Below are 18,876 nucleotides of genomic sequence, written 5' to 3'. Positions count from 1 at the left end.
TTTGTTTTTTATGGCAAACGACAACTGCTACATTATAAGCTTATTAATTTTTATAATGCAAATTGCTTTGTTTTATTTAATGAAACTTTGTTTTTGCGTTTTTTAATAAATTATTTAGCTATTGTTATATTTTTTCTTATGTACTCAAAAAACATTTGACATGATATCATAGAATATTTTTACTATTTTAGATATATATAGTTTTTAACTAATGAAAACATTATTTATAATATTACTACTATCTCTATAATTTATTTAAATGCACTTAATAATGAAAATTTCCATAATTATCTTTAATATATTTCATCTAGGGATTATTTATAGATTATAGATATTTTTAATAATATTTTTATATTTTTGATCGTGGGAATTATATGATACATAAAGATAGTACTTCAATTAATCTGGTAAATCATTTTTTAATATCTACATCCTGCGATTTAGATAATAGATTATCAGGATCTGTGATTTATATTTGTGAGCATAACTCAAAGGGGGCTTTGGGTCTGGTTATTAATAAACCAACTGAATTTACATTAGGTAATTTATTTGAAAGAATCAACCTAAGTCTTGAGATATCTACAATTAAGGACAAGATGGTCTTTTTTGGAGGATCTGTGCAATCTGATTGCGGTTTTATTTTGCACCCATATAATAGCAATTATGGTTCTACTATAAAACTAGGAGAATTGGCTTTAACGACGTCTAGAGACATATTGCAGGATGTGGCTGATGGCAGAGGACCAAATCGCTTACTGATTTCTTTGGGGTATTCTGGGTGGTCAGCAGGACAGCTGGAGGATGAGATATATCATAATGATTGGATAAGTGTCCCAGCTGAGTCTAGCATTATTTTTGATTTGCCTCCTAAGGATAGGTATAGGGCTGCTTTAGGGTTATTAGGAATTAATAACTTGACAAGTCTTGTGGATTATGCTTGTTATGACTGAGGAGGTATTGTTAGCCTTTGATTTTGGCATAAAAAAAATTGGAGTAGCATTAGGTAATACTTTAACATTAAAGGCTCGTCCTCTTGAGATTATTCAGTCTGAAAAGAACTCTATTCGTTTTGAAAGGATAGATTTTTTGTTAAAAGAGTGGGGTGTTGATCATGTCATAATAGGACTACCTTTAAATAAAGATGGTTCTGAGCAAGAAATGACATTTAGATGTCGTCGTTTTGCTAATCAGGTCAATGGGAGGTTCAACATAAAGGTAGATTTTGTAGATGAGAGATATTCTAGCATCGAAGCTCAGAGTTTATTATCAAAAAATAATGCCATCGAAGATGCAGTAGCGGCTGCTGTAATATTACAGAATTACTTTGATAGTTTTAAATATCACTATTGCTGTCATTAATTTATATTTTATTACTGCAATTAACACTTATAATTTTGCGATCATTAAGCCTAACTGCTGTTAAGCTTTTCCCCCATACGCATCCAGTATCTAGACACATCAGATTTTCTTCTATAAATAAACCCAGTGAGGACCAATGACCAAAGATTATTGTGATGTCTTTTGTTTTTCTATCAGGAAGTCTAAACCAAGGAACTATATTGTTATCTGATTCTATGAGTTTAGGATCTTTAATAGAAAAAATCATCTTGCCTTTTATAGTGCATAGTCTAATTCTAGTCAATGCATTTGTAATTGTTCTAAGTCTTTTATTATTTTTTAATTCATCATGCCAAACTAATGATGTATTGCCGAATATTTTTTTAATATTATTTTGCCAGTTTTTATCACGCAGCAAATCTTGTATTTCAGATGCTAGAGATAATGTTTTTTTTATGTCCCACTGCGCCATTACGCCAGCATGTACCATTAGATTGCCATTATCAAAATGAGCAAGCGGGCGAAATCTCAACCAATTTATAATGTCTAATATATTAGGGGAATTTAATATTTCTTCTAGTGTATCAGATCTAGATGTTTTTCTTAGCCCAGCAAATGTGGCTAGCAAGTGTAGATCATGGTTTCCAAGAACACAAATATTTCTTTTATTTGAACTCATTATATATTCTATGGTCTTTAGTGATTTTGGGCCACGATTTATCATGTCTCCGGCAAACCATAATTCTATATTTTTATTGTCTGAAAATATATTGTGCGATAATAGCTCTTGTAGTTGATCGCAACAACCTTGTACATCTCCAATTGCCCAAATTTCTTTTTTAATAGTTTCATCATATTCTATCATTCTATATTTTCTCGCTGGATAATGTTGCAAATTGATAATATTGTAATAGCTACACCAGGAATTAAAGTTGTTGAGATTATAGATAAATTATAGAATGAGCCAATTATAGGACATAGTTTAATTATTATGAATAAGATAATACCAATTACTAATGTTTCGATTATTCTATTGCCATTTTTAATATGATTATTTTTAATGATATTTGTAGCTATAGATATCATTAAAAATAAGGACAATATATACAACAGTTTATTATATAATTCTACTTCTTGTATATAGGAGGCAATGTTGCTTTTTTTATATTTAAATAGGGTAGACAGTGGTACCCTGTCTATTGGTAATTTGCTGGCAAGTAGAAATTCTTTATTTATATTTGTATCGTAACGTATGTTTTCAAAAAATATTGTGTCTATATATTTTTTTTGATGATTGTCTATTAAAGTCTCGCAAAGAGGATTGTTTAGAGTTTTTACTATTACATTTTTTAGTATCATTTGTTTTTTTATAAATTTACCATGATCAGCAAAATATATTTTGGCAAGTTTTCTGTTTTGTCCAAATTCATATAATGTAATTTTTTCAATTTCTCCATTGGCCTTCATATCATTTATATTAATTATTGTGTTTTTAGAATTTATGTTTTCATTTATCCAGTATCCACTTATAAATTGATTATTATTTTGTTTTTTCTTATTTGCTACTTGATTATTCAGATTCTTCATTTCAGCAACTGGTACTATATATTCAGAAAGAAATAAAGAGAATATTACTATTGGAATATTTATTAACCACAGGGTAGAAATAAGCTTAATATTGCTTATGCCTGACATATTAAGTATTAGCCATTCATTATTTATCGATAGCCAATTTATAGATAATACAGTACCTATTAAAATACTGATGGGTATTAGATCATATAAACGTCCAGGAGCGCTCAGGATTTGAAAGTAAAATATACTAATAGTAATAGAATCTATATCCTCTATAGTTTCTATTAATGAAAAAATAGTAAATAAACTCAGAAGAGACAACAAGACAATGAGACATGATCTATATGTATTTTTAGCTAGATAACTATTAATAGTAAACATTCAACTCTTAATTGTAATGTTAAAATCAGTAATGTGTTAGTGTTAATTGTTATTTAGACATTAATTTTCTTATATTATCTATTACGGTTATAGTATTTGGTCTTGAATTGTGCCAAATAAAAAAACTCTCAGCTGCTTGTTCTACTAACATGCCTAATCCATCTGAGTAATTTGTAGCTCCATCTAATCTAGCTTGGCGCATAAAAGGTGTTTCATCTTTACTGTACATCATATCATATGCAAGGGAATTGTCCTTACAATATAAGTTTCCAGGAAGAGTTGGTGCTAGATTAGACAGGCTGCTTGTTGTAGTATTTATAACAAGGTCCCAAGGTCCATTTTTATTTGAATCTGCAAGTGATCCATGACCAATTATTTTGTCATCATTATTCCTACATTCCTCTACTAAATTTTGTGCGTTAATAACTGTTCTATTTGCAATATGGATTTCAGAGCAAGAAGTATTTAATAGGGCTTGAAGTGCTCCTCTAGCAGCTCCTCCTGCCCCTACAATTAATATCCTGGCATTTTTAAAATTAAAATCCAATCTAGTTAGATCTCTTAATAGTCCTACACCATCAGTATTGCAGCCATGTAGGAGCCCATCTTTTATCCAGATTGTGTTAATGGCTTTAGCTATTTTAGCTCTTTCTGATATTAAATTATCATCTATTATTGAAAATGCTTTCATCTTGAAAGGGACTGTGATGTTTAATCCGTATCCATTTTCATCAAAGAAACTCCTAACGGTTTTATTAAATTTTTCTTCTGATGAAATAATTTTATCGTAAGATATTAAAATACCAGTTTGTTTTGCAAACATCATATGTATTTCTGGTGATCGACTATGAGCAACAGGATTTCCAACTACTGCATATTTTTTCATTAAAATATTTCCTATAAATATTAAAGATTATTCTATAATAGGGTTATTATAATTTTACCTATTTTTAGATAGATTCAGATCGCTGTATATATTTACAGGTTAGCTTGCAATTTAATTCATCAATGTCAGTGATTTCTACTTCCATAGCTGTTCCTCTTGGGTTTTTTGGCATGTCACTTATATTTGCAAATAGTGGGACTTCGATTAATTTTATCAAATTGTCCTTGATTACGTGTGCTATGGTTTTTTTTATCCCATTTTGTATTAGCCATTTTATGTACCAGTAATTCTCTATTTCATTTTGAAAATTTGATATAACGGAATATCGGAGTTCAAATTCTTGTATTATAGTCAGAAGCTCATTTCCTCTATTTCTAAATGGGGAAAATAGAGGCGCAGCTATTTCATTTTCAACTATAGATATTAATTGCCATTGATTAACAAGATCTACATACCTTCGTAGTGGAGAAGTGCTCCATATGTATTGTGGTACTCCTATCCCAGAGTGCGGTAGAGGTATAGTTCCAACTTTTACTCTACTCATCGGTTGTTGGGATCTATATATTCCAGGAATATGATATTTTTTTAGTAGCCCCCCCCATAAGCAGTTTGCAAGAATCATGAATTCTGAGACTACTAAATTTATAGGAGAATCTCTTCTTCTTTTTTCTATCTGCACTATGGTGTCAGGGTTATTAGTGTCTCCTTCTAGATAAATGGAAAAATCTACGTAAGAATTGTTTTCTGAAAATCCTCTGTTAACTTGTCTTGAGGAATTTAACTTCTGAGCAATTTTCCATAATGGTCTTATCCAGTTTGAGTATATTACATCCTTCTCAGGATTGTCTAAATTAGATGCTGTGTATTCTTCTTCAAGATGATTAGTGCGCAAATTATCTTTTAATTTTACAAGTTCTATACAGGAGCTAGATTTAATAATATTGTAATCCCTATCAAAAATAACATATAAAGATAAAGCTGGAGTTTCTTTTCCTTTATCAAGAGAGAATTCATCTAATATTGCATCGGGTTGCATTTGAATTTTCTCGCTAGGCATATATATAGTAGATGCTCTAAATCTTGCATTCGTATCATATATGCTACCTGGTTCTATCCCCAAGCCTGGAGCTGCTATATGTATGCCTACTTCTACCTCGCCATTTTCTAGCTCTCTTACAGATAGGCCATCATCTATCTCTATAGTATTTTTGTCATCTATTGAGTATATTTCATTATTGGATAAATTTAGATTTCTATTTTTTTTAATATTAGAAGCCTTAGGGAAATCTAATCCGTTTGGAAAATTTGCTGAGATGAATTTTTTTTTCAATAGTATTAATCGGTTAGGCCATGTTTTTAATGACAGAAGAAGTTGCTCAGGAGATTTTTGCAATTCCATACATGCTGAATTTAATGCTTTCCATTGAATTGATTGTTTATCTGGACTTGTTACTAATAATTCTGCATTTTCATGTATAGTTTTAGGTAGAATGCCATTCAACATTTGGGTTTTCAGATGTTCTTGTTCTTGCTCTATTAATTTTTTTTTCTCTATGCCGATTAAAGCAGAAGATATTGCATATTCTGTAGCTGATATATATTGCCCAGTACCTTTCTTGTGAAAATATATAGGTGAGTTATGTAATAAAATCAAAACGCTAACATATTCTATATTTGTTGGTCTGTGTCCAAAATATTCTTCTGCTAAGTCTATAGCTTTAAAGTTGTTTTTAGGAGAACATTCCCATAGAAATTCTGCATCTAGTTCTTTTGTTAGATTTTTAGCTTCTGTCATTAGAGCAAGTGGATCAGGAGTATCAAATTTAAATAAACAATTCACTTGTTTAATTTTTATGTGTTTGCCGTGCTCCGAGATTATTTGAATGTTATTCTCTGTTTCAGAGATTATACTACCTGTCTTGAAGGATTTTCCTTCATCGTAGAAAACATACATATTCATGGTTTATTCTATATTTTGATAAGTGAATATTATTATATTTAGTATTGTTCTAATAATGTTAATGCTCTATAAATTTATAATTCTCAATGAAATATTAATTAAATCATGGCATTTTTAACTTTTTCAGAATAATAGATTACTATGTATTTTCTTTATATCTATAAACCATTACCTATTTTACATAACATATTAAATATATAATTAGTTTTATTCTAGAACAATACATAGACTAGAATTATAGGTTATAATTCTAGTAATATTCTTCTAGTTATATAAAATACAGGATATTGTTATCTTAAACAATCCGTAGTGCTTCCACTAGATTGAAATAATTTATTTAAAATAATTCGTTATATACTATGGTAGCGTTCAATGGCAAAAAACATACTAGTGTTACATGGCCCAAATTTAAATTTACTGGGTGTTAGAGAACCAACTATCTACGGAAATCTATCGTTGTCTATGATTGATAATAGCCTTAAAAGCATTGCTTCTGAAGCTGGGGTTAGTATTTCCATTATGCAGAGTAATCATGAAGGTCATATTATTGATACAATTCACGATGCTCGTTTCAAGAAAAATGATTTTCTTATTATTAATGCTGGTGCATATACTCATACTAGTATAGCCATGCGTGATGCAATATCTGCGATTTCCATTCCTTTCATAGAAGTACATATATCTAACATTTATAAAAGAGAGTCTTTTAGAAGCTTATCTTATTTATCTGATATTGCTATTGGTGTTATTTCTGGCCTAGGAATTACTGGATATGAAGCAGCATTAAGATATGCTATAACATATTAATAATTATTGTGGGTTTTAGAAGAACCAAACTAGTTCCAGATATATATTCATTATTTGGATTCTTGGCTTCACTCTTGGGAAAAACATGGATTTTGAGAAAATTAAAAGATTAATAGATTTGGTTGCTGAATCAGATATTACAGAATTTGAAATAACAGAAGGTGATGATAGGGTTCGTATCGTTAAGTCTTCTAAATCTAATTATAAAACTAGTTCTACTATAGATTTGGTCAATTCTACAGAGAACAAAGCAAGTGATGATGTCACGGATAATTCTTATATTGTTAAGGCTCCAATGGTTGGCACTTTTTATCGATCATCAAGTCCTGGTGCCTTGCCTTTTGTGGATATCGGACAAGTAGTAAAAGAGGGTGATCAGCTTTGTATAATTGAAGCTATGAAATTATTAAATGAGATAGAAGCTGATAAGTCAGGAGTTATAAAAGCAATATTGGTAGATAATGGGGCGCCTGTTGAGTATGGTCAACATTTATTTATTATTGGTTAAATGGTCAAAATGTTTGAGAAAATACTGATAGCTAATCGTGGTGAAATCGCGTTGAGAATACAAAGAGCTTGTCGTGAGATGGGCATAAAAACTGTCGTGGTTCATTCTGACGTAGATAAAGATGCAAAATACGTTCGTTTAGCCGATGAATCTGTGTGCATAGGTCCTGCTGCATCAAAAGATAGTTACTTGAATATGCCGGCTATTATTTCTGCTGCAGAGGTTACAGATGCAGAAGCCATTCATCCTGGTTATGGTTTTTTATCAGAGAATGCTGATTTTGCAGAAAGAGTTGAAAGAAGCGGGTTTGTTTTTATAGGTCCTAGGCCTGAAACCATACGTAAAATGGGTGATAAGGTTTGCGCGAAGAGAATAATGATAGCATCAGGAGTTCCAGTGGTTCCGGGATCTGACGGTGTTCTTGCAGATGATCCACCTTCTATATTAGATATAGCTCGACAGATAGGATACCCAGTGATCATAAAATCAGCTGGGGGAGGTGGTGGTAGAGGCATGAGAGTTGTTTATACTGAAGCTGCATTGTTGAATGCAGTTGTTATGACTCGATCAGAAGCAGATGCTGCTTTTAATAATCCTAGTGTTTACATAGAAAAATTTTTAGAAAATCCTAGACATATTGAGATACAAGTTTTATCTGATGGAGCTCGCCAAGCGTTATGGCTTGGGGAAAGGGATTGTTCTATGCAGCGTCGCCATCAGAAAATAATTGAGGAAGCCCCAGCAATTGGCATTCCTAGGAAGTTGATTGAACGTATAGGTGATAGATGTGTAGATGCTTGTAGAAAGATTGGATATAGAGGAGCTGGAACTTTTGAGTTTCTATTCGAAAATGGTGAGTTTTATTTCATTGAAATGAATACTAGAATCCAAGTAGAGCACTCTGTTACAGAGCTTATTACTGGTATTGATTTAGTTCAGGAGCAGATAAAGATAGCTGCCGGAGAGAAGCTAGCATTAAGACAGAGAGATATAAAAATAAAGGGACATGCCATCGAGTGTAGAATAAATGCAGAGAATTCATCTAATTTTTTACCTAGCCCAGGAAAGATAACAAATTGGCACACTGCTGGCGGTCCTGGTGTTAGAGTTGATTCGCATGTGTTTGATGGTTACGTTGTTTCTCCTTATTATGATTCAATGATCGCTAAGTTGATTACATATGGTGACAGTCGGGAGCAAGCTCTATCTAAGATGAAGGTGGCTTTATCAGAGATGGTAGTGGGCGGTATTGAAACTAATATTCCTTTACATAGAGAATTATTACAAGATTCTAGATTTCTTGAGGGTGGCACTAGCATTCATTATTTAGAGCAGAAGTTATCGCAAAGAATATAGCTGTTAGTGTTAGTTAGTGATAAATCATAATATTTCCGGGAGTCATTTTTGCAGGAATTATCTTTTTATTGTAAAGCCATTTACATGGATTCTTTATCTGATGCATTTATAAATCTGGGAGCATTGTCTGTTTCAATTGAAGATGCTGATATAGATAGCGCGGAAGAGTACCCTCTTTTTTTAGAGCCTGGATTTTCAGAAGCCCAATTTCATTGGAGCAGAAATAGGGTAAATGTTTTAGTTTCAAATGAGGAAAATCCTTTAGATATGTTGAATTCAGCTCTAGATCATTTGGCAATGAGTAATAAAGATGTGGATTATATTTCTGTGGTTGAGCTAGAGGAATTGGACTGGGTTTCATTAGTTCAGTCTAAGTTTTCTCCTATTTTAGTAACAGAACGAATCTGTATAGTTTCCAGCATTAATCAGAATGATATTTATAGTAATATTACTAATACTAATCCAAGTAATATTCATTATATAGAAATAAATCCAGGTTTAGCTTTTGGCACAGGTAGCCATCCTACTACTAGCCTTTGTTTATCATGGCTAGATAATAATATTAAGGAAAGATCTTCATTACTAGATTATGGTTGTGGTTCTGGTATTTTAGCAATTACTGCTTTAAAATTAGGAGCAGAAAGGGTAGTGGCAGTAGATATAGATAGCCAAGCTATTTCTTGTGCAAAACATAATGCCAGTATAAACAATGTTAGTTTAATAGTTTGTGCTCCAGAAGATATGCCTTTTAACACGTACGAAGTTGTTGTCGCTAATATTTTATCTAAACCGCTCCAATTGATGGCTAATAAATTATATTCAATGGTTCAGAATAATGGTTATTTAGTTTTGTCTGGTATTTTGTCTAATCAGATAGAAGATGTAGTATCAGTATATTTACCAAATATCAAACTTCACGTCTGGAAAGAAATAGATGGTTGGGTATGTTTGTATGGAAAGAAATATATTGAATGAAGATATGGTGTCATATTAACTGGAATATGGAAGACTATCATACATTATAAAATATGCATAGTCTTCTTTATCAAGTTTTCTGTCCAAGTAGTTTAGTCTATTACTCCCAAGTCAAAGTGCCACCAGTTTGATATTCAATAACACGAGTTTCAAAGAAATTTCGTTCTTTTTTTAAATCCACCATTTCTGACATCCAAGGAAATGGATTAATTTCTTGTTCAAATAAAATATCTAGACCTATTTGTTGAGCTCTTCTGTTAGCTATGAATCTTAGATAAGATTTAAACATGGTTGAATTAAGACCTAAGACGCCTCTTGGCATTGTATCTTCTGCATAAGCATATTCTAAATCAACAGCTTTATAGAATAGTGAGGTTATTTCTTCTCGGAATTCTCGTGTCCATAGCTGAGGATTCTCCAGTTTTATTGTGTTGATAAGATCTATTCCGAAATTACAATGCATTGATTCATCTCTCAATATATACATATATTGTTCTGCAGAACCAGTCATTTTATTTTGCCTTCCTAAGGATAGGATTTGAACAAATCCAACATAGAAAAATAAACCTTCCATTAGACAAGCAAATACTATTATAGATTTTAATAGAGTTTGATCTGCCTCTAATGTTCCAGTTTGAAATTTTTTATCAGATATTACATCTATAAATGGTATTAAAAATTCATCTTTTGCTCTTATTGATTCGATTTCGTTATAAGCGTTAAATATCTCAGATTCATCAAGATCTAAACTTTCAACTATGTATTGATATGCATGAGTATGGATGGCTTCTTCGAAAGCTTGTCTTAATAAAAATTGCCGGCACTCAGGAGCAGTAATGTGTCTATATGTGCCAAGCACTATGTTATTAGCAGCTAAAGAATCAGCTGTTACAAAGAACCCTAGATTTCTTTTTACAATTAACCTTTCGTCATCTGTTAGACCATTTGGATTTTTCCATAAGGCAATATCACGTGACATGCTAACTTCTTGAGGCATCCAATGATTAGCGCACGAACTCAAGTATTTTTCCCAGGCCCATTTATATTTGAATGGTACCAATTGGTTTACATCTGTCTTGCCATTTATTATCCTTTTTTCAGAAGCGATAATTCTTTTGGTTCTTGAATCTTGTGCGTTCGTCATAATACATGTCCTATTATGTAACAGTAAATTTTATTGACAGACTTCACATTCTTGATCATTAATGTTTATCTGACACGTTTTTGATTGCTCTTTCTTTATATTAACTGAATTTAATTCTCCGCCTTGACCTGTAGATTTTTCTGTACTAGTTGCCCCCATAGCTCGTAGATAGTATGTTGTTTTTAATCCTCTTATCCATGCTAACTTATATGTTTCATCTAATTTCTTTCCTGATGCGCCTGACATGTATATATTTAAAGACTGAGACTGATCTATCCACTTTTGACGACGCGAAGCACACTCTACTAGCCATTCTGGTTGAATTTCAAAAGCTGTTTTATATAAATCACGTATATTTTGCGGTATGCGTTCTATACGTGATAGGCTGCCATCAAAATATTTTATATCTGCAACCATTACTTCATCCCAAATATTTAGTTGTTTTAAATCGTCAACTAGGTATTCATTGATAATGGTAAATTCTCCAGACAGGTTAGATTTAACATAAAGGTTTTGGAAGGTTGGCTCTATACTTGCAGACACACCAATTATGTTTGATATTGTAGCTGTGGGTGCTATTGCAACACAGTTTGAGTTGCGCATTCCATTTTCCAAGATATGATTTCTTAAGTATTTCCAATCGAGTTGACTAGATTTATCCATTTCAACATAACCATCTCTTTCTTTTTCTAATATGTCTATAGTGTCTTGTGGCAAGATGCCATGTGACCATAGAGATCCTTTAAATGAGTTATATTTACCTCTTTCTTTCGCTAGGTCACTAGAAGCTAGATAAGCATAGTAGCATATTGCTTCCATAGATTTATCAGCAAAATCTATAGCTTCTTTTGATGCATAGGATATGCGCATCATGTGTAAACAATCTTGAAATCCCATAATGCCTAGCCCAACAGGTCTATGTTTTTCATTTGATTGTTTTGCCTTCAATACCGCATAATAGTTTATGTCAATAATGTTATCTAGCATCCTCATTGCTACTTTAGTAGTATTTTGTAATTTTTTCAGATCAAGTTCAAACGACTTGTTATCTGTTGTTTTCATATGATTATTTAGATTTATGGATCCTAAATTACATACTGCTATTTCAGACTCGTTTGTATTCAATGTTATTTCAGTGCATAGATTGGAGCTGTGAACTACACCTATATGCTGTTGTGGAGATCTTATATTGCATGTATCTTTGAACGTTATCCATGGATGACCAGTTTCAAATAACATTGATAACATTTTTCTCCACAGAGATATAGCTGGTATTTTTTTGAATAAGGTGATTTCTCCATTTGTTGTTTTGGCTTCATATTTAGAATAAGCCTTCTCAAATTCTTTACCATACTTTTCGTGTAAATCTGGACAGTCTGATGGAGAGAATAGGGTCCAATCTTCATTGTTCATTACTCTCTTCATGAAAAGATCTGGTATCCAGTTAGATGTGTTCATGTCTTGGGTACGTCTTCTTTCATCGCCAGTATTTTTTCTTAGCTCTAAAAATTCTTCTATATCCAAGTGCCATGTTTCAAGATAGGTACATACAGCTCCTTTACGTTTACCTCCTTGATTAACAGCAACAGCTGTATCGTTAACAACTTTTAAAAAAGGAACTACTCCTTGGCTTTCTCCATTTGTTCCTTTTATATGACTCCTTAATGCTCGTACTGGGGTCCAATCATTACCAAGTCCGCCAGCATATTTAGCTAGCAGAGCATTTTCTTTTATAGACTCATATATGCCATCTAGATTATCAGGCACTGTCGTTAGATAGCAGGATGACATCTGAGCGTGTTTAGTTCCAGAGTTAAATAAAGTAGGAGTAGAGCTCATAAAATCAAAAGAAGACAATATATTATAGAATTCTATTGCTTTTTGGTTTTTGTCTCGTTCTTTAGTTGCTATGCCCATAGCAACCCTCATAAAAAATATTTGTGGAAGTTCTATCCGTTTTCCATTTAGATGCAAAAAATAACGATCATATAAGGTTTGCAGTCCAAGATATTTAAAATTTAGGTCTCTGTTAGCATCAATTACATTCCCTAGCAAATTTAGATCATAATCTTCAAGATCAGATGATAGAATCCCACCTTTTACCCCAATTTTAATGAATTCAGGTAAATAATCTGCATAATTTTTATGCATTTCCTCATGAGAGATATCTTTCCCTAGAACTTCTTTCCTTATTGTGTGTAGTAGTAACCTAGCAGTTACATAGTTATAGGATGGTTCTTTCTCTATTTTTGCTCTTGTCGTTAGAATTATAGATTTAAATACTTCTTTAATTGGTATGCCTTCGTATAGATTTTTAAGAGTTTCTTTTATAATTATTTCTATATCGACTTCTTTTATAACATTTTCTAGTCCAGTGGTGGCTGATTTTATAATTGATTTTAACGAAGATATTTTAATTGTTCTTAACTGATTATTTTCTTTTACTGTTATAGAGTTCTCATCTTCAGTATTATTTTTTTTATCTATTATGGTTTTTGATATAATCCTTTCTTGATTTCTTTTTTCTCTATATAGAACATAAGCTCTAGCAACATCTTGAAGACCTGCTCTCATTAGAGATAATTCAACATAATCTTGAATGTCTTCTATATGAAATGATCCAGCACTAGGTTTGTTCCGTATCAGAGCAGATATAACTTGATTTGTAAGTTTTTCAATTAGCTCCCTATTGCTAGCGGACATTATACCTTGGTCATTGCGTACTGCTATGAATGCTTTTGTTATTGCAATATTAATCTTGATTGGAATAAAATCAGCTACAGATCCATCTCGTCTAATTACTTTATAGTCAGACCATTTGTCAATATAATTTTGTTGTTTTTTGCTTACAGCTGATGAGTCATCAGTTATAGAAATTACTGTTTTTTGCATGATTAAATCCCTAAATCAAGGCTTAAATTTTAAGGTTCTTTAATCGCCTGGATTTGCTAAGAGTATCCTAACAGTTGTTGTTAATATCTAAAAAGAGACAGTGTCTCAAGCAGACCTAGGGGATCGAAGTGTAGATGTAATAGACTAATTTTAGTTATTGATCCCCTAACTTACAAGAGAAAAATTTGCTGATAAAATTTCTTAGCCTATTTCTTAAAAAGATATTTGACTATGATTAAATTTTAATAACTATCACCAATTTTCAATTCTGTGAGACGCTTATTTATAATTAAATATTAGAGCTGTTTGTAATTATCAAGAGTCTTTCTTAGACGGCTAAGTACCTTTTCCTTACCTAATAGTAATAAGACTTTATTGATAGATGGAGTATTTGCTTCTCCTGTTAAATATATTCTTAGTGGCAATGCAATTTGTTTCATTGTTATATTGTTTTCTGTAATTATAGTTTTAATAACTCTATCTATTTCTTCTATTTTCCAGTCTACGTTATTTGCAATAGAAATGAATTTGCGTATAAGTTGAATTGTTTGATCATCAGTACACTTATTTTTTATATCATCTGCTATATTGATAGTCTCTTTATAGAAAATTATTGCATTTTCAGCAAGTTGATTTAGAGTTGTAGACCTTTCTTTAAAAAGGTCTATTATAGATCCTAGATCATTTTCGTTAGGCTCATAATTGCGAGCTGTTATCATCGGCATTACCATATTCACTAAATTATGAGTATCTGTATGTTTTATATAGTATGAATTAATCCAGTCAAGTTTTTTAGGATCCCATTGTGACGGAGACTTGGATAGATGTTTAATGTCAAACCAGTCTATTAGCTGCCTAGTATTAAATATCTCATCATTATTATGGCTCCATCCAAGGCGAGCCAAATAGTTTACCATTGCTTCAGGAAGGTAGCCTTTAGATTTATATTCCATAATATTCATGGCCCCGTGTCTCTTTGACAACTTCTCGCCATCTGTTCCTAATATCATAGGCAGATGTCCGTATTCGGGAATTTTTGCATTCAGTGATTTTAGTATATTAATCTGCCTAGGTGTATTATTGACATGATCATCTCCTCGTAACACATGAGATATGCCCATATCCAGGTCATCTATGGCTACACAAAAATTATATGTAGGAGTGCCATCAGAACGAGCTATTACTAAATCATCAAGTTCCTCATTTTTAAAACTAATCCTTCCTTTTACCATGTCATTCCATGTTACTATCCCTGTTGATGGGTTTTTAAATCTTATTGTTGGATTGCGATCTTTTGGTATATTTGGCATTATTTTATTAAGCTCAGGTCTCCATGTGCCATCATATTTTGGTTTTGTTTCATTTTTCCTAGCTTCTTCTCTCATTTTGTCAATTTCTTCAGCTGAACTATAACAGTAATAAGCATTACCTTCGTTAAGCATTTTTTTTAGTAATTCTCGGTAGCGCTCCATTCTTTGAGTTTGATATACTATCTCTTCATCTGATATTATTCCTAACCATGTCATGCCATCCATGATGGATTTTATAGCTTCTTTAGTTGATCTCTTTATGTCAGTATCTTCTATGCGCAATAAAAATATACCGTTATTGTGTTTGGCAAAAGCCCATGAAAACAATGCTGTACGAGCACCTCCCAGATGAAGGAAACCTGTTGGGGATGGAGCGAAACGAACACGCACGTTATTATTAGTGTAGGAGTTCATATAAATAAATTAAATTGTTAGAATTGAACACTTATTTGTATTAAATAAAAATATATTGTCTAGAAAATACTATAATAACAGTAAATATTTTTATTTGTTTTATCTTATTTTTGATGGAGTATAGTATAAATTAATGTCAAGGCACTTTCTTTCTTCTTTGTTAGATCCATCTTCATTATTAATTTGCACCGACAAGGAAATAAATAACATATCTTTGCCTGAAAATATAAAAAAAAATCTTATAGATATTGATCGTATTAAAAATAAAGAGTTGTATGTAAAATACTACGGTAAATGTAACCCTAGTATTATAGATTCCGTGGATCTTGTCCTCGTATGTGTTTCTAATGATATTTTACAGGAGACACTTTATTCTTTAAGTAAGTTTAATCCCAGGGCTGCTATTATATTAAATCATGATGCATCATTATATTCAAAAAACATAAGAGATTTGTGTAAAAGATGGGCTAGTGATTGTAAGTGCGAGTTATTGGGGCCTGATTCTTTTGGTATACAGCGCCCAAGTATTTCTTTAAATTTAAGCCCTAATTTTCCTTCTGTTAGACAAGGTAGAGTTGCTTTAATATCTCAATCTAGGTCTATTGTGTCGGTAATTATAGACTGGGCCTCAAGAGACAATATAGGATTTTCGTTAGTTTTATTTATAGGGAAAGAAACGTCACTTAGTTTATCCAAGGTAATAGATTATTTGATTTGGGACTATTATACCGAGAGTATTGTCTTGTATTTAGAAAACATGGACAATGTCCGTGAGTTTATCAGTGCGCTAAGAGCATTGGCTAGGATAAAGCCTGTAATAGTATTAAAAGCAGGTCATCATGATTATGATGATGTTGTGTTTAGTGCTGTTATGCGTAGAACAGGCGTGGTTAGGATAAGATATTTTTCACAGTTATTTTCTGCAGTAAGAATATTATCTTATCCAAATAAATTAAATGGTAGAAGAATTGCCTTGTTTTCAAATGGCATAGGACTATCTAGACTAGCCGTTGATATGATATATGCTTCCCCAATGCTATTAAAGAGCAATTTATCAAGCAATACCAGGGAATCTATAAAGTTATTGTTTGATAAAATATCAGTAATTGATCATTGCTCAATTATAATTCATAGTTCATTAGATAAGGATCTTGTTATAAAAGCAATGAATTTGTTTTTATCTGATGATGATATAGATGGTATTCTTGTGCTGATAGCTCCTGATTATTCTTCAGACATGCTATCTATAGTTGAGGCATTATTAAACATAATTCCTGAAATAAAAAAACCAATAGTAATTTGTTTGATGGCTGATATTGCAGCGACATCCTTAGTGAAAATATGTAACAGATATATGATATCGGTGTTTCAAACTCCAGAGTCAGCTGCTTATGCTATTAGTGTATTAGCAGAACATTATTACAATCAGCAATTACTGTTGCAGGTTCAGCCATCTATTCCGTTCTATGTATTGCCAAATATTGATGATATAAAGTTATTATTAAGCTCAATTATTTCAAATGGCAGGCATAATTTAAATTTACAAGAAATAGATGCAATGTTTTGTGCATTTGACATGAGAATCAAATTCTCTACAGAGTGGAAATTTTTGCCTAGATCTAATGGCCCCATTGAGATACATGTATGGAGAGATAGTATATTTGGTCCAGTTATACAACTTTGTGGTAGCTTTATTAATCATAAAAATTTTGATAATACAAATCCTTTGAATATGGAAATACCTCCTCTAAATAATTTTTTAGCCAGACAACTTATAGAACGTAGTAATGTCTTTGTTAATAAATTAGAAATTGGCGATAATCGCTTAAGTACATTACAATTAATTTTAGTTCAAATTTCTGAGATGTTGATAGCGCTTCCTGATATCTATTCACTATGTTTAGGACCATTTTTTATTACAGATTATGGGGTAGTATCTGATAATGTAGCAGTAGAGATCATGAAACATGGCAATGATAATTTTGTGAATGTTGCTTATCCACACATGGCAATTCATCCATATCCTTCGGATCTAGTAAAGAAGTGTTATTTGAAAGATGGGACAGTATGTTTGGTGAGGCCGATACGTCCTGAAGACGCAGAAATCTTGCAGAATTTCATTAGAGGATTATCTGACAGATCTCGCTACATGAGATTCATATCTGCAATGAGAGAGTTAACTCCTAAAATGTTATCTCATTATACTCAGATTGATTATCAACGAGAGTTGGCTTTGGTGGCAATTATAGACAAATCAGCCAATAATGATAAATACAACGAGGATACTATGATTGGCTTTGTGCATTTTTTATGTAATGAAGATGGTTTAGGAGTCGAATATGCTCTAGTTGTTGGTGATAAATGGCAGAGAATTGGGCTCGGTAATAAATTGATGATTTACATGATAGATGCAGCGAAAAAAATAGGTTTTAAATACATGGATGGTTTTGTTTTAAGTAGCAACAGGCCCATGTTATCTTTGCTAAAAAATCTTGGCTTTATTATAAAAACTGATCCTGAAGATAAATCTATATATAGAGTATATTTTGACCTAAGTCGTTATTGATTTTTTTGTTATCATTTCTTTTATTGCATTGCTTATATCTTTTAGCTCATCTGTGCAGATACTATGGGCTATGTCGTAATATTTAAGTTTTATATTGTTATAACCGTTCTTTCTCAATATCTCCACATATTCTTTTGGATAGGATGGAGATATTAATGGATCATTTATCCCATGTCCAACAAAGATATTTATATCTCGATGTTGATTTAATTTGCTAATCAGATCTTTTTTCATAGGCAAATAACCGGATAGGGCAATTATACCATTTATTTTTTCGGTTATGCTTAATCCAGCATATAATGCTAGCGCACAACCTTGTGAAAATCCACCTAAGATAATATTATCAGGTTTAATACCTCTTGATTTTTCTCTATTTATCAAATCATTTATAATGCAGACGGATTCTTTTATCCCGCAGATATCTTCATTTTCATCAATTATATTTGATTTTATATCGTACCATGCTTGCATTTTTAGCCCGCAATTTACTGATATAATCCTCTCAGGAGCATTAGGGCATATGAAGCGTGTATTTAAGTTTCTAATATCCAAATTACTTAGAATTTGTATGCTGTCTTGTGCGTTTGCTCCTAATCCATGAAGCCATATTAATGTATGTGATGGTTCTATGCTAGTCTCTATTTCTATAGTTTTCTTTTCGTTTTTTAACATAAGCTATTTAATTTGAATGTATAACTCAACTTAGTAATAAGCCAATTATCATATTATTTAATATAAATTAATTGTGACAGGTAAATATTCAT

15 protein-coding genes are annotated in these 18,876 nt (G+C 31.8%); 7 read left to right on the top strand and 8 right to left on the bottom strand.

Annotated elements, in window-relative coordinates; genetic code table 11:
• Positions 1-374: 374 nt before the first annotated feature.
• Together CKBE_RS00215 and ruvX are read left to right on the top strand one after the other, a co-directional pair.
• Complete coding sequence (locus tag CKBE_RS00215; protein WP_015237601.1) at positions 375-950, top strand: YqgE/AlgH family protein; 576 nt, start codon at positions 375-377, stop codon at positions 948-950.
• Complete coding sequence (gene ruvX / locus CKBE_RS00210) at positions 943-1,359, top strand: Holliday junction resolvase RuvX (RefSeq protein WP_015237600.1); 417 nt, start codon at positions 943-945, stop codon at positions 1,357-1,359. Before CKBE_RS00215 ends, ruvX begins: the two co-directional genes overlap by 8 nt.
• 1 nt (position 1,360) lies before the next feature.
• Here the strand turns inward: ruvX and CKBE_RS00205 are convergent, their stop codons facing one another.
• From CKBE_RS00205 to CKBE_RS00190, 4 genes are all read right to left on the bottom strand, one after another.
• Positions 1,361-2,203 (bottom strand): symmetrical bis(5'-nucleosyl)-tetraphosphatase, encoded by an 843-nt coding sequence (locus CKBE_RS00205; protein ID WP_015237599.1) that lies wholly within the window; start codon positions 2,201-2,203, stop codon positions 1,361-1,363.
• Complete coding sequence (locus CKBE_RS00200) at positions 2,200-3,294, bottom strand: LptF/LptG family permease (protein WP_015237598.1); 1,095 nt, start codon at positions 3,292-3,294, stop codon at positions 2,200-2,202. Before CKBE_RS00200 ends, CKBE_RS00205 begins: the two co-directional genes overlap by 4 nt.
• Positions 3,295-3,343: 49 nt before the next feature.
• Positions 3,344-4,180, bottom strand: coding sequence for a shikimate dehydrogenase (gene aroE, locus CKBE_RS00195; protein WP_015237597.1), 837 nt, complete (start codon positions 4,178-4,180; stop codon positions 3,344-3,346).
• A 64-nt stretch (positions 4,181-4,244) separates the two neighbouring features.
• On the bottom strand, positions 4,245-6,140 hold the full coding sequence (locus CKBE_RS00190) for a ribonuclease catalytic domain-containing protein (RefSeq protein WP_015237596.1): 1,896 nt from the start codon (positions 6,138-6,140) through the stop codon (positions 4,245-4,247).
• Positions 6,141-6,512: 372 nt separating this feature from the next.
• On the opposite strand from CKBE_RS00190, the gene aroQ reads away from it, so the two are divergent.
• The 4 genes from aroQ to prmA all read left to right on the top strand — a co-directional run bounded on the left by aroQ (position 6,513) and on the right by prmA (position 9,786).
• On the top strand, positions 6,513-6,947 hold the full coding sequence (gene aroQ / locus CKBE_RS00185; RefSeq protein WP_015390083.1) for a type II 3-dehydroquinate dehydratase: 435 nt from the start codon (positions 6,513-6,515) through the stop codon (positions 6,945-6,947).
• A gap of 85 nt (positions 6,948-7,032) precedes the next feature.
• Complete coding sequence (gene accB / locus CKBE_RS00180) at positions 7,033-7,455, top strand: acetyl-CoA carboxylase biotin carboxyl carrier protein (protein ID WP_015237594.1); 423 nt, start codon at positions 7,033-7,035, stop codon at positions 7,453-7,455.
• 9 nt (positions 7,456-7,464) lie between these two features.
• Positions 7,465-8,811: an acetyl-CoA carboxylase biotin carboxylase subunit gene (gene accC / locus CKBE_RS00175; protein WP_015390082.1), complete on the top strand. Its 1,347-nt coding sequence runs from the start codon at positions 7,465-7,467 to the stop codon at positions 8,809-8,811.
• A 48-nt stretch (positions 8,812-8,859) separates the two neighbouring features.
• Entirely contained in the window at positions 8,860-9,786 is a 927-nt protein-coding gene (gene prmA / locus CKBE_RS00170) for a 50S ribosomal protein L11 methyltransferase (RefSeq protein WP_015390081.1), read from the top strand.
• A gap of 100 nt (positions 9,787-9,886) precedes the next feature.
• Here prmA and CKBE_RS00165 read toward each other — a convergent pair whose 3' ends face one another.
• The 3 genes from CKBE_RS00165 to gltX form a co-directional block, all read right to left on the bottom strand.
• Positions 9,887-10,930: a ribonucleotide-diphosphate reductase subunit beta gene (locus CKBE_RS00165; RefSeq protein ID WP_015237591.1), complete on the bottom strand. Its 1,044-nt coding sequence runs from the start codon at positions 10,928-10,930 to the stop codon at positions 9,887-9,889.
• 30 nt (positions 10,931-10,960) lie between these two features.
• On the bottom strand, positions 10,961-13,822 hold the full coding sequence (locus CKBE_RS00160) for a ribonucleoside-diphosphate reductase subunit alpha (RefSeq protein ID WP_015237590.1): 2,862 nt from the start codon (positions 13,820-13,822) through the stop codon (positions 10,961-10,963).
• 296 nt (positions 13,823-14,118) lie between these two features.
• Entirely contained in the window at positions 14,119-15,546 is a 1,428-nt protein-coding gene (gene gltX / locus CKBE_RS00155; RefSeq protein WP_015390080.1) for a glutamate--tRNA ligase, read from the bottom strand.
• A 133-nt stretch (positions 15,547-15,679) separates the two neighbouring features.
• Here gltX and CKBE_RS00150 point away from each other — a divergent pair, with 133 nt between their 5' ends.
• Complete coding sequence (locus CKBE_RS00150; RefSeq protein ID WP_015237588.1) at positions 15,680-18,112, top strand: GNAT family N-acetyltransferase; 2,433 nt, start codon at positions 15,680-15,682, stop codon at positions 18,110-18,112.
• On the opposite strand, the gene CKBE_RS00145 is transcribed toward CKBE_RS00150, so the two are convergent.
• Positions 18,098-18,784: an alpha/beta hydrolase gene (locus CKBE_RS00145; protein ID WP_015237587.1), complete on the bottom strand. Its 687-nt coding sequence runs from the start codon at positions 18,782-18,784 to the stop codon at positions 18,098-18,100. The two genes, CKBE_RS00150 and CKBE_RS00145, sit on opposite strands and share 15 nt — an antisense overlap.
• Between the last annotated feature and the right edge of the window lie 92 nt (positions 18,785-18,876).

This window comes from Candidatus Kinetoplastibacterium blastocrithidii (ex Strigomonas culicis) (assembly GCF_000319245.1).
In the GTDB taxonomy this organism is placed as follows: Bacteria; Pseudomonadota; Gammaproteobacteria; order Burkholderiales; family Burkholderiaceae_B; genus Kinetoplastidibacterium; species Kinetoplastidibacterium blastocrithidiae.
This window is presented reverse-complemented; position numbering and strand designations above follow the sequence as displayed.

What these genes read in the sequence shown, in the direction of transcription:
- CKBE_RS00215 (WP_015237601.1), top strand. Translation starts at nt 375, where the DNA reads ATGATACATAAAGATAGTACTTCAATTAATCTGGTAAATCATTTTTTA.
- ruvX (WP_015237600.1), top strand. Translation starts at nt 943, where the DNA reads ATGACTGAGGAGGTATTGTTAGCCTTTGATTTTGGCATAAAAAAAATT.
- CKBE_RS00205 (WP_015237599.1), bottom strand. Translation starts at nt 2,203, where the DNA reads ATGATAGAATATGATGAAACTATTAAAAAAGAAATTTGGGCAATTGGA.
- CKBE_RS00200 (WP_015237598.1), bottom strand. Translation starts at nt 3,294, where the DNA reads ATGTTTACTATTAATAGTTATCTAGCTAAAAATACATATAGATCATGT.
- aroE (WP_015237597.1), bottom strand. Translation starts at nt 4,180, where the DNA reads ATGAAAAAATATGCAGTAGTTGGAAATCCTGTTGCTCATAGTCGATCA.
- CKBE_RS00190 (WP_015237596.1), bottom strand. Translation starts at nt 6,140, where the DNA reads ATGAATATGTATGTTTTCTACGATGAAGGAAAATCCTTCAAGACAGGT.
- aroQ (WP_015390083.1), top strand. Translation starts at nt 6,513, where the DNA reads ATGGCAAAAAACATACTAGTGTTACATGGCCCAAATTTAAATTTACTG.
- accB (WP_015237594.1), top strand. Translation starts at nt 7,033, where the DNA reads ATGGATTTTGAGAAAATTAAAAGATTAATAGATTTGGTTGCTGAATCA.
- accC (WP_015390082.1), top strand. Translation starts at nt 7,465, where the DNA reads ATGTTTGAGAAAATACTGATAGCTAATCGTGGTGAAATCGCGTTGAGA.
- CKBE_RS00165 (WP_015237591.1), bottom strand. Translation starts at nt 10,930, where the DNA reads ATGACGAACGCACAAGATTCAAGAACCAAAAGAATTATCGCTTCTGAA.
- CKBE_RS00160 (WP_015237590.1), bottom strand. Translation starts at nt 13,822, where the DNA reads ATGCAAAAAACAGTAATTTCTATAACTGATGACTCATCAGCTGTAAGC.
- gltX (WP_015390080.1), bottom strand. Translation starts at nt 15,546, where the DNA reads ATGAACTCCTACACTAATAATAACGTGCGTGTTCGTTTCGCTCCATCC.
- CKBE_RS00150 (WP_015237588.1), top strand. Translation starts at nt 15,680, where the DNA reads ATGTCAAGGCACTTTCTTTCTTCTTTGTTAGATCCATCTTCATTATTA.
- CKBE_RS00145 (WP_015237587.1), bottom strand. Translation starts at nt 18,784, where the DNA reads ATGTTAAAAAACGAAAAGAAAACTATAGAAATAGAGACTAGCATAGAA.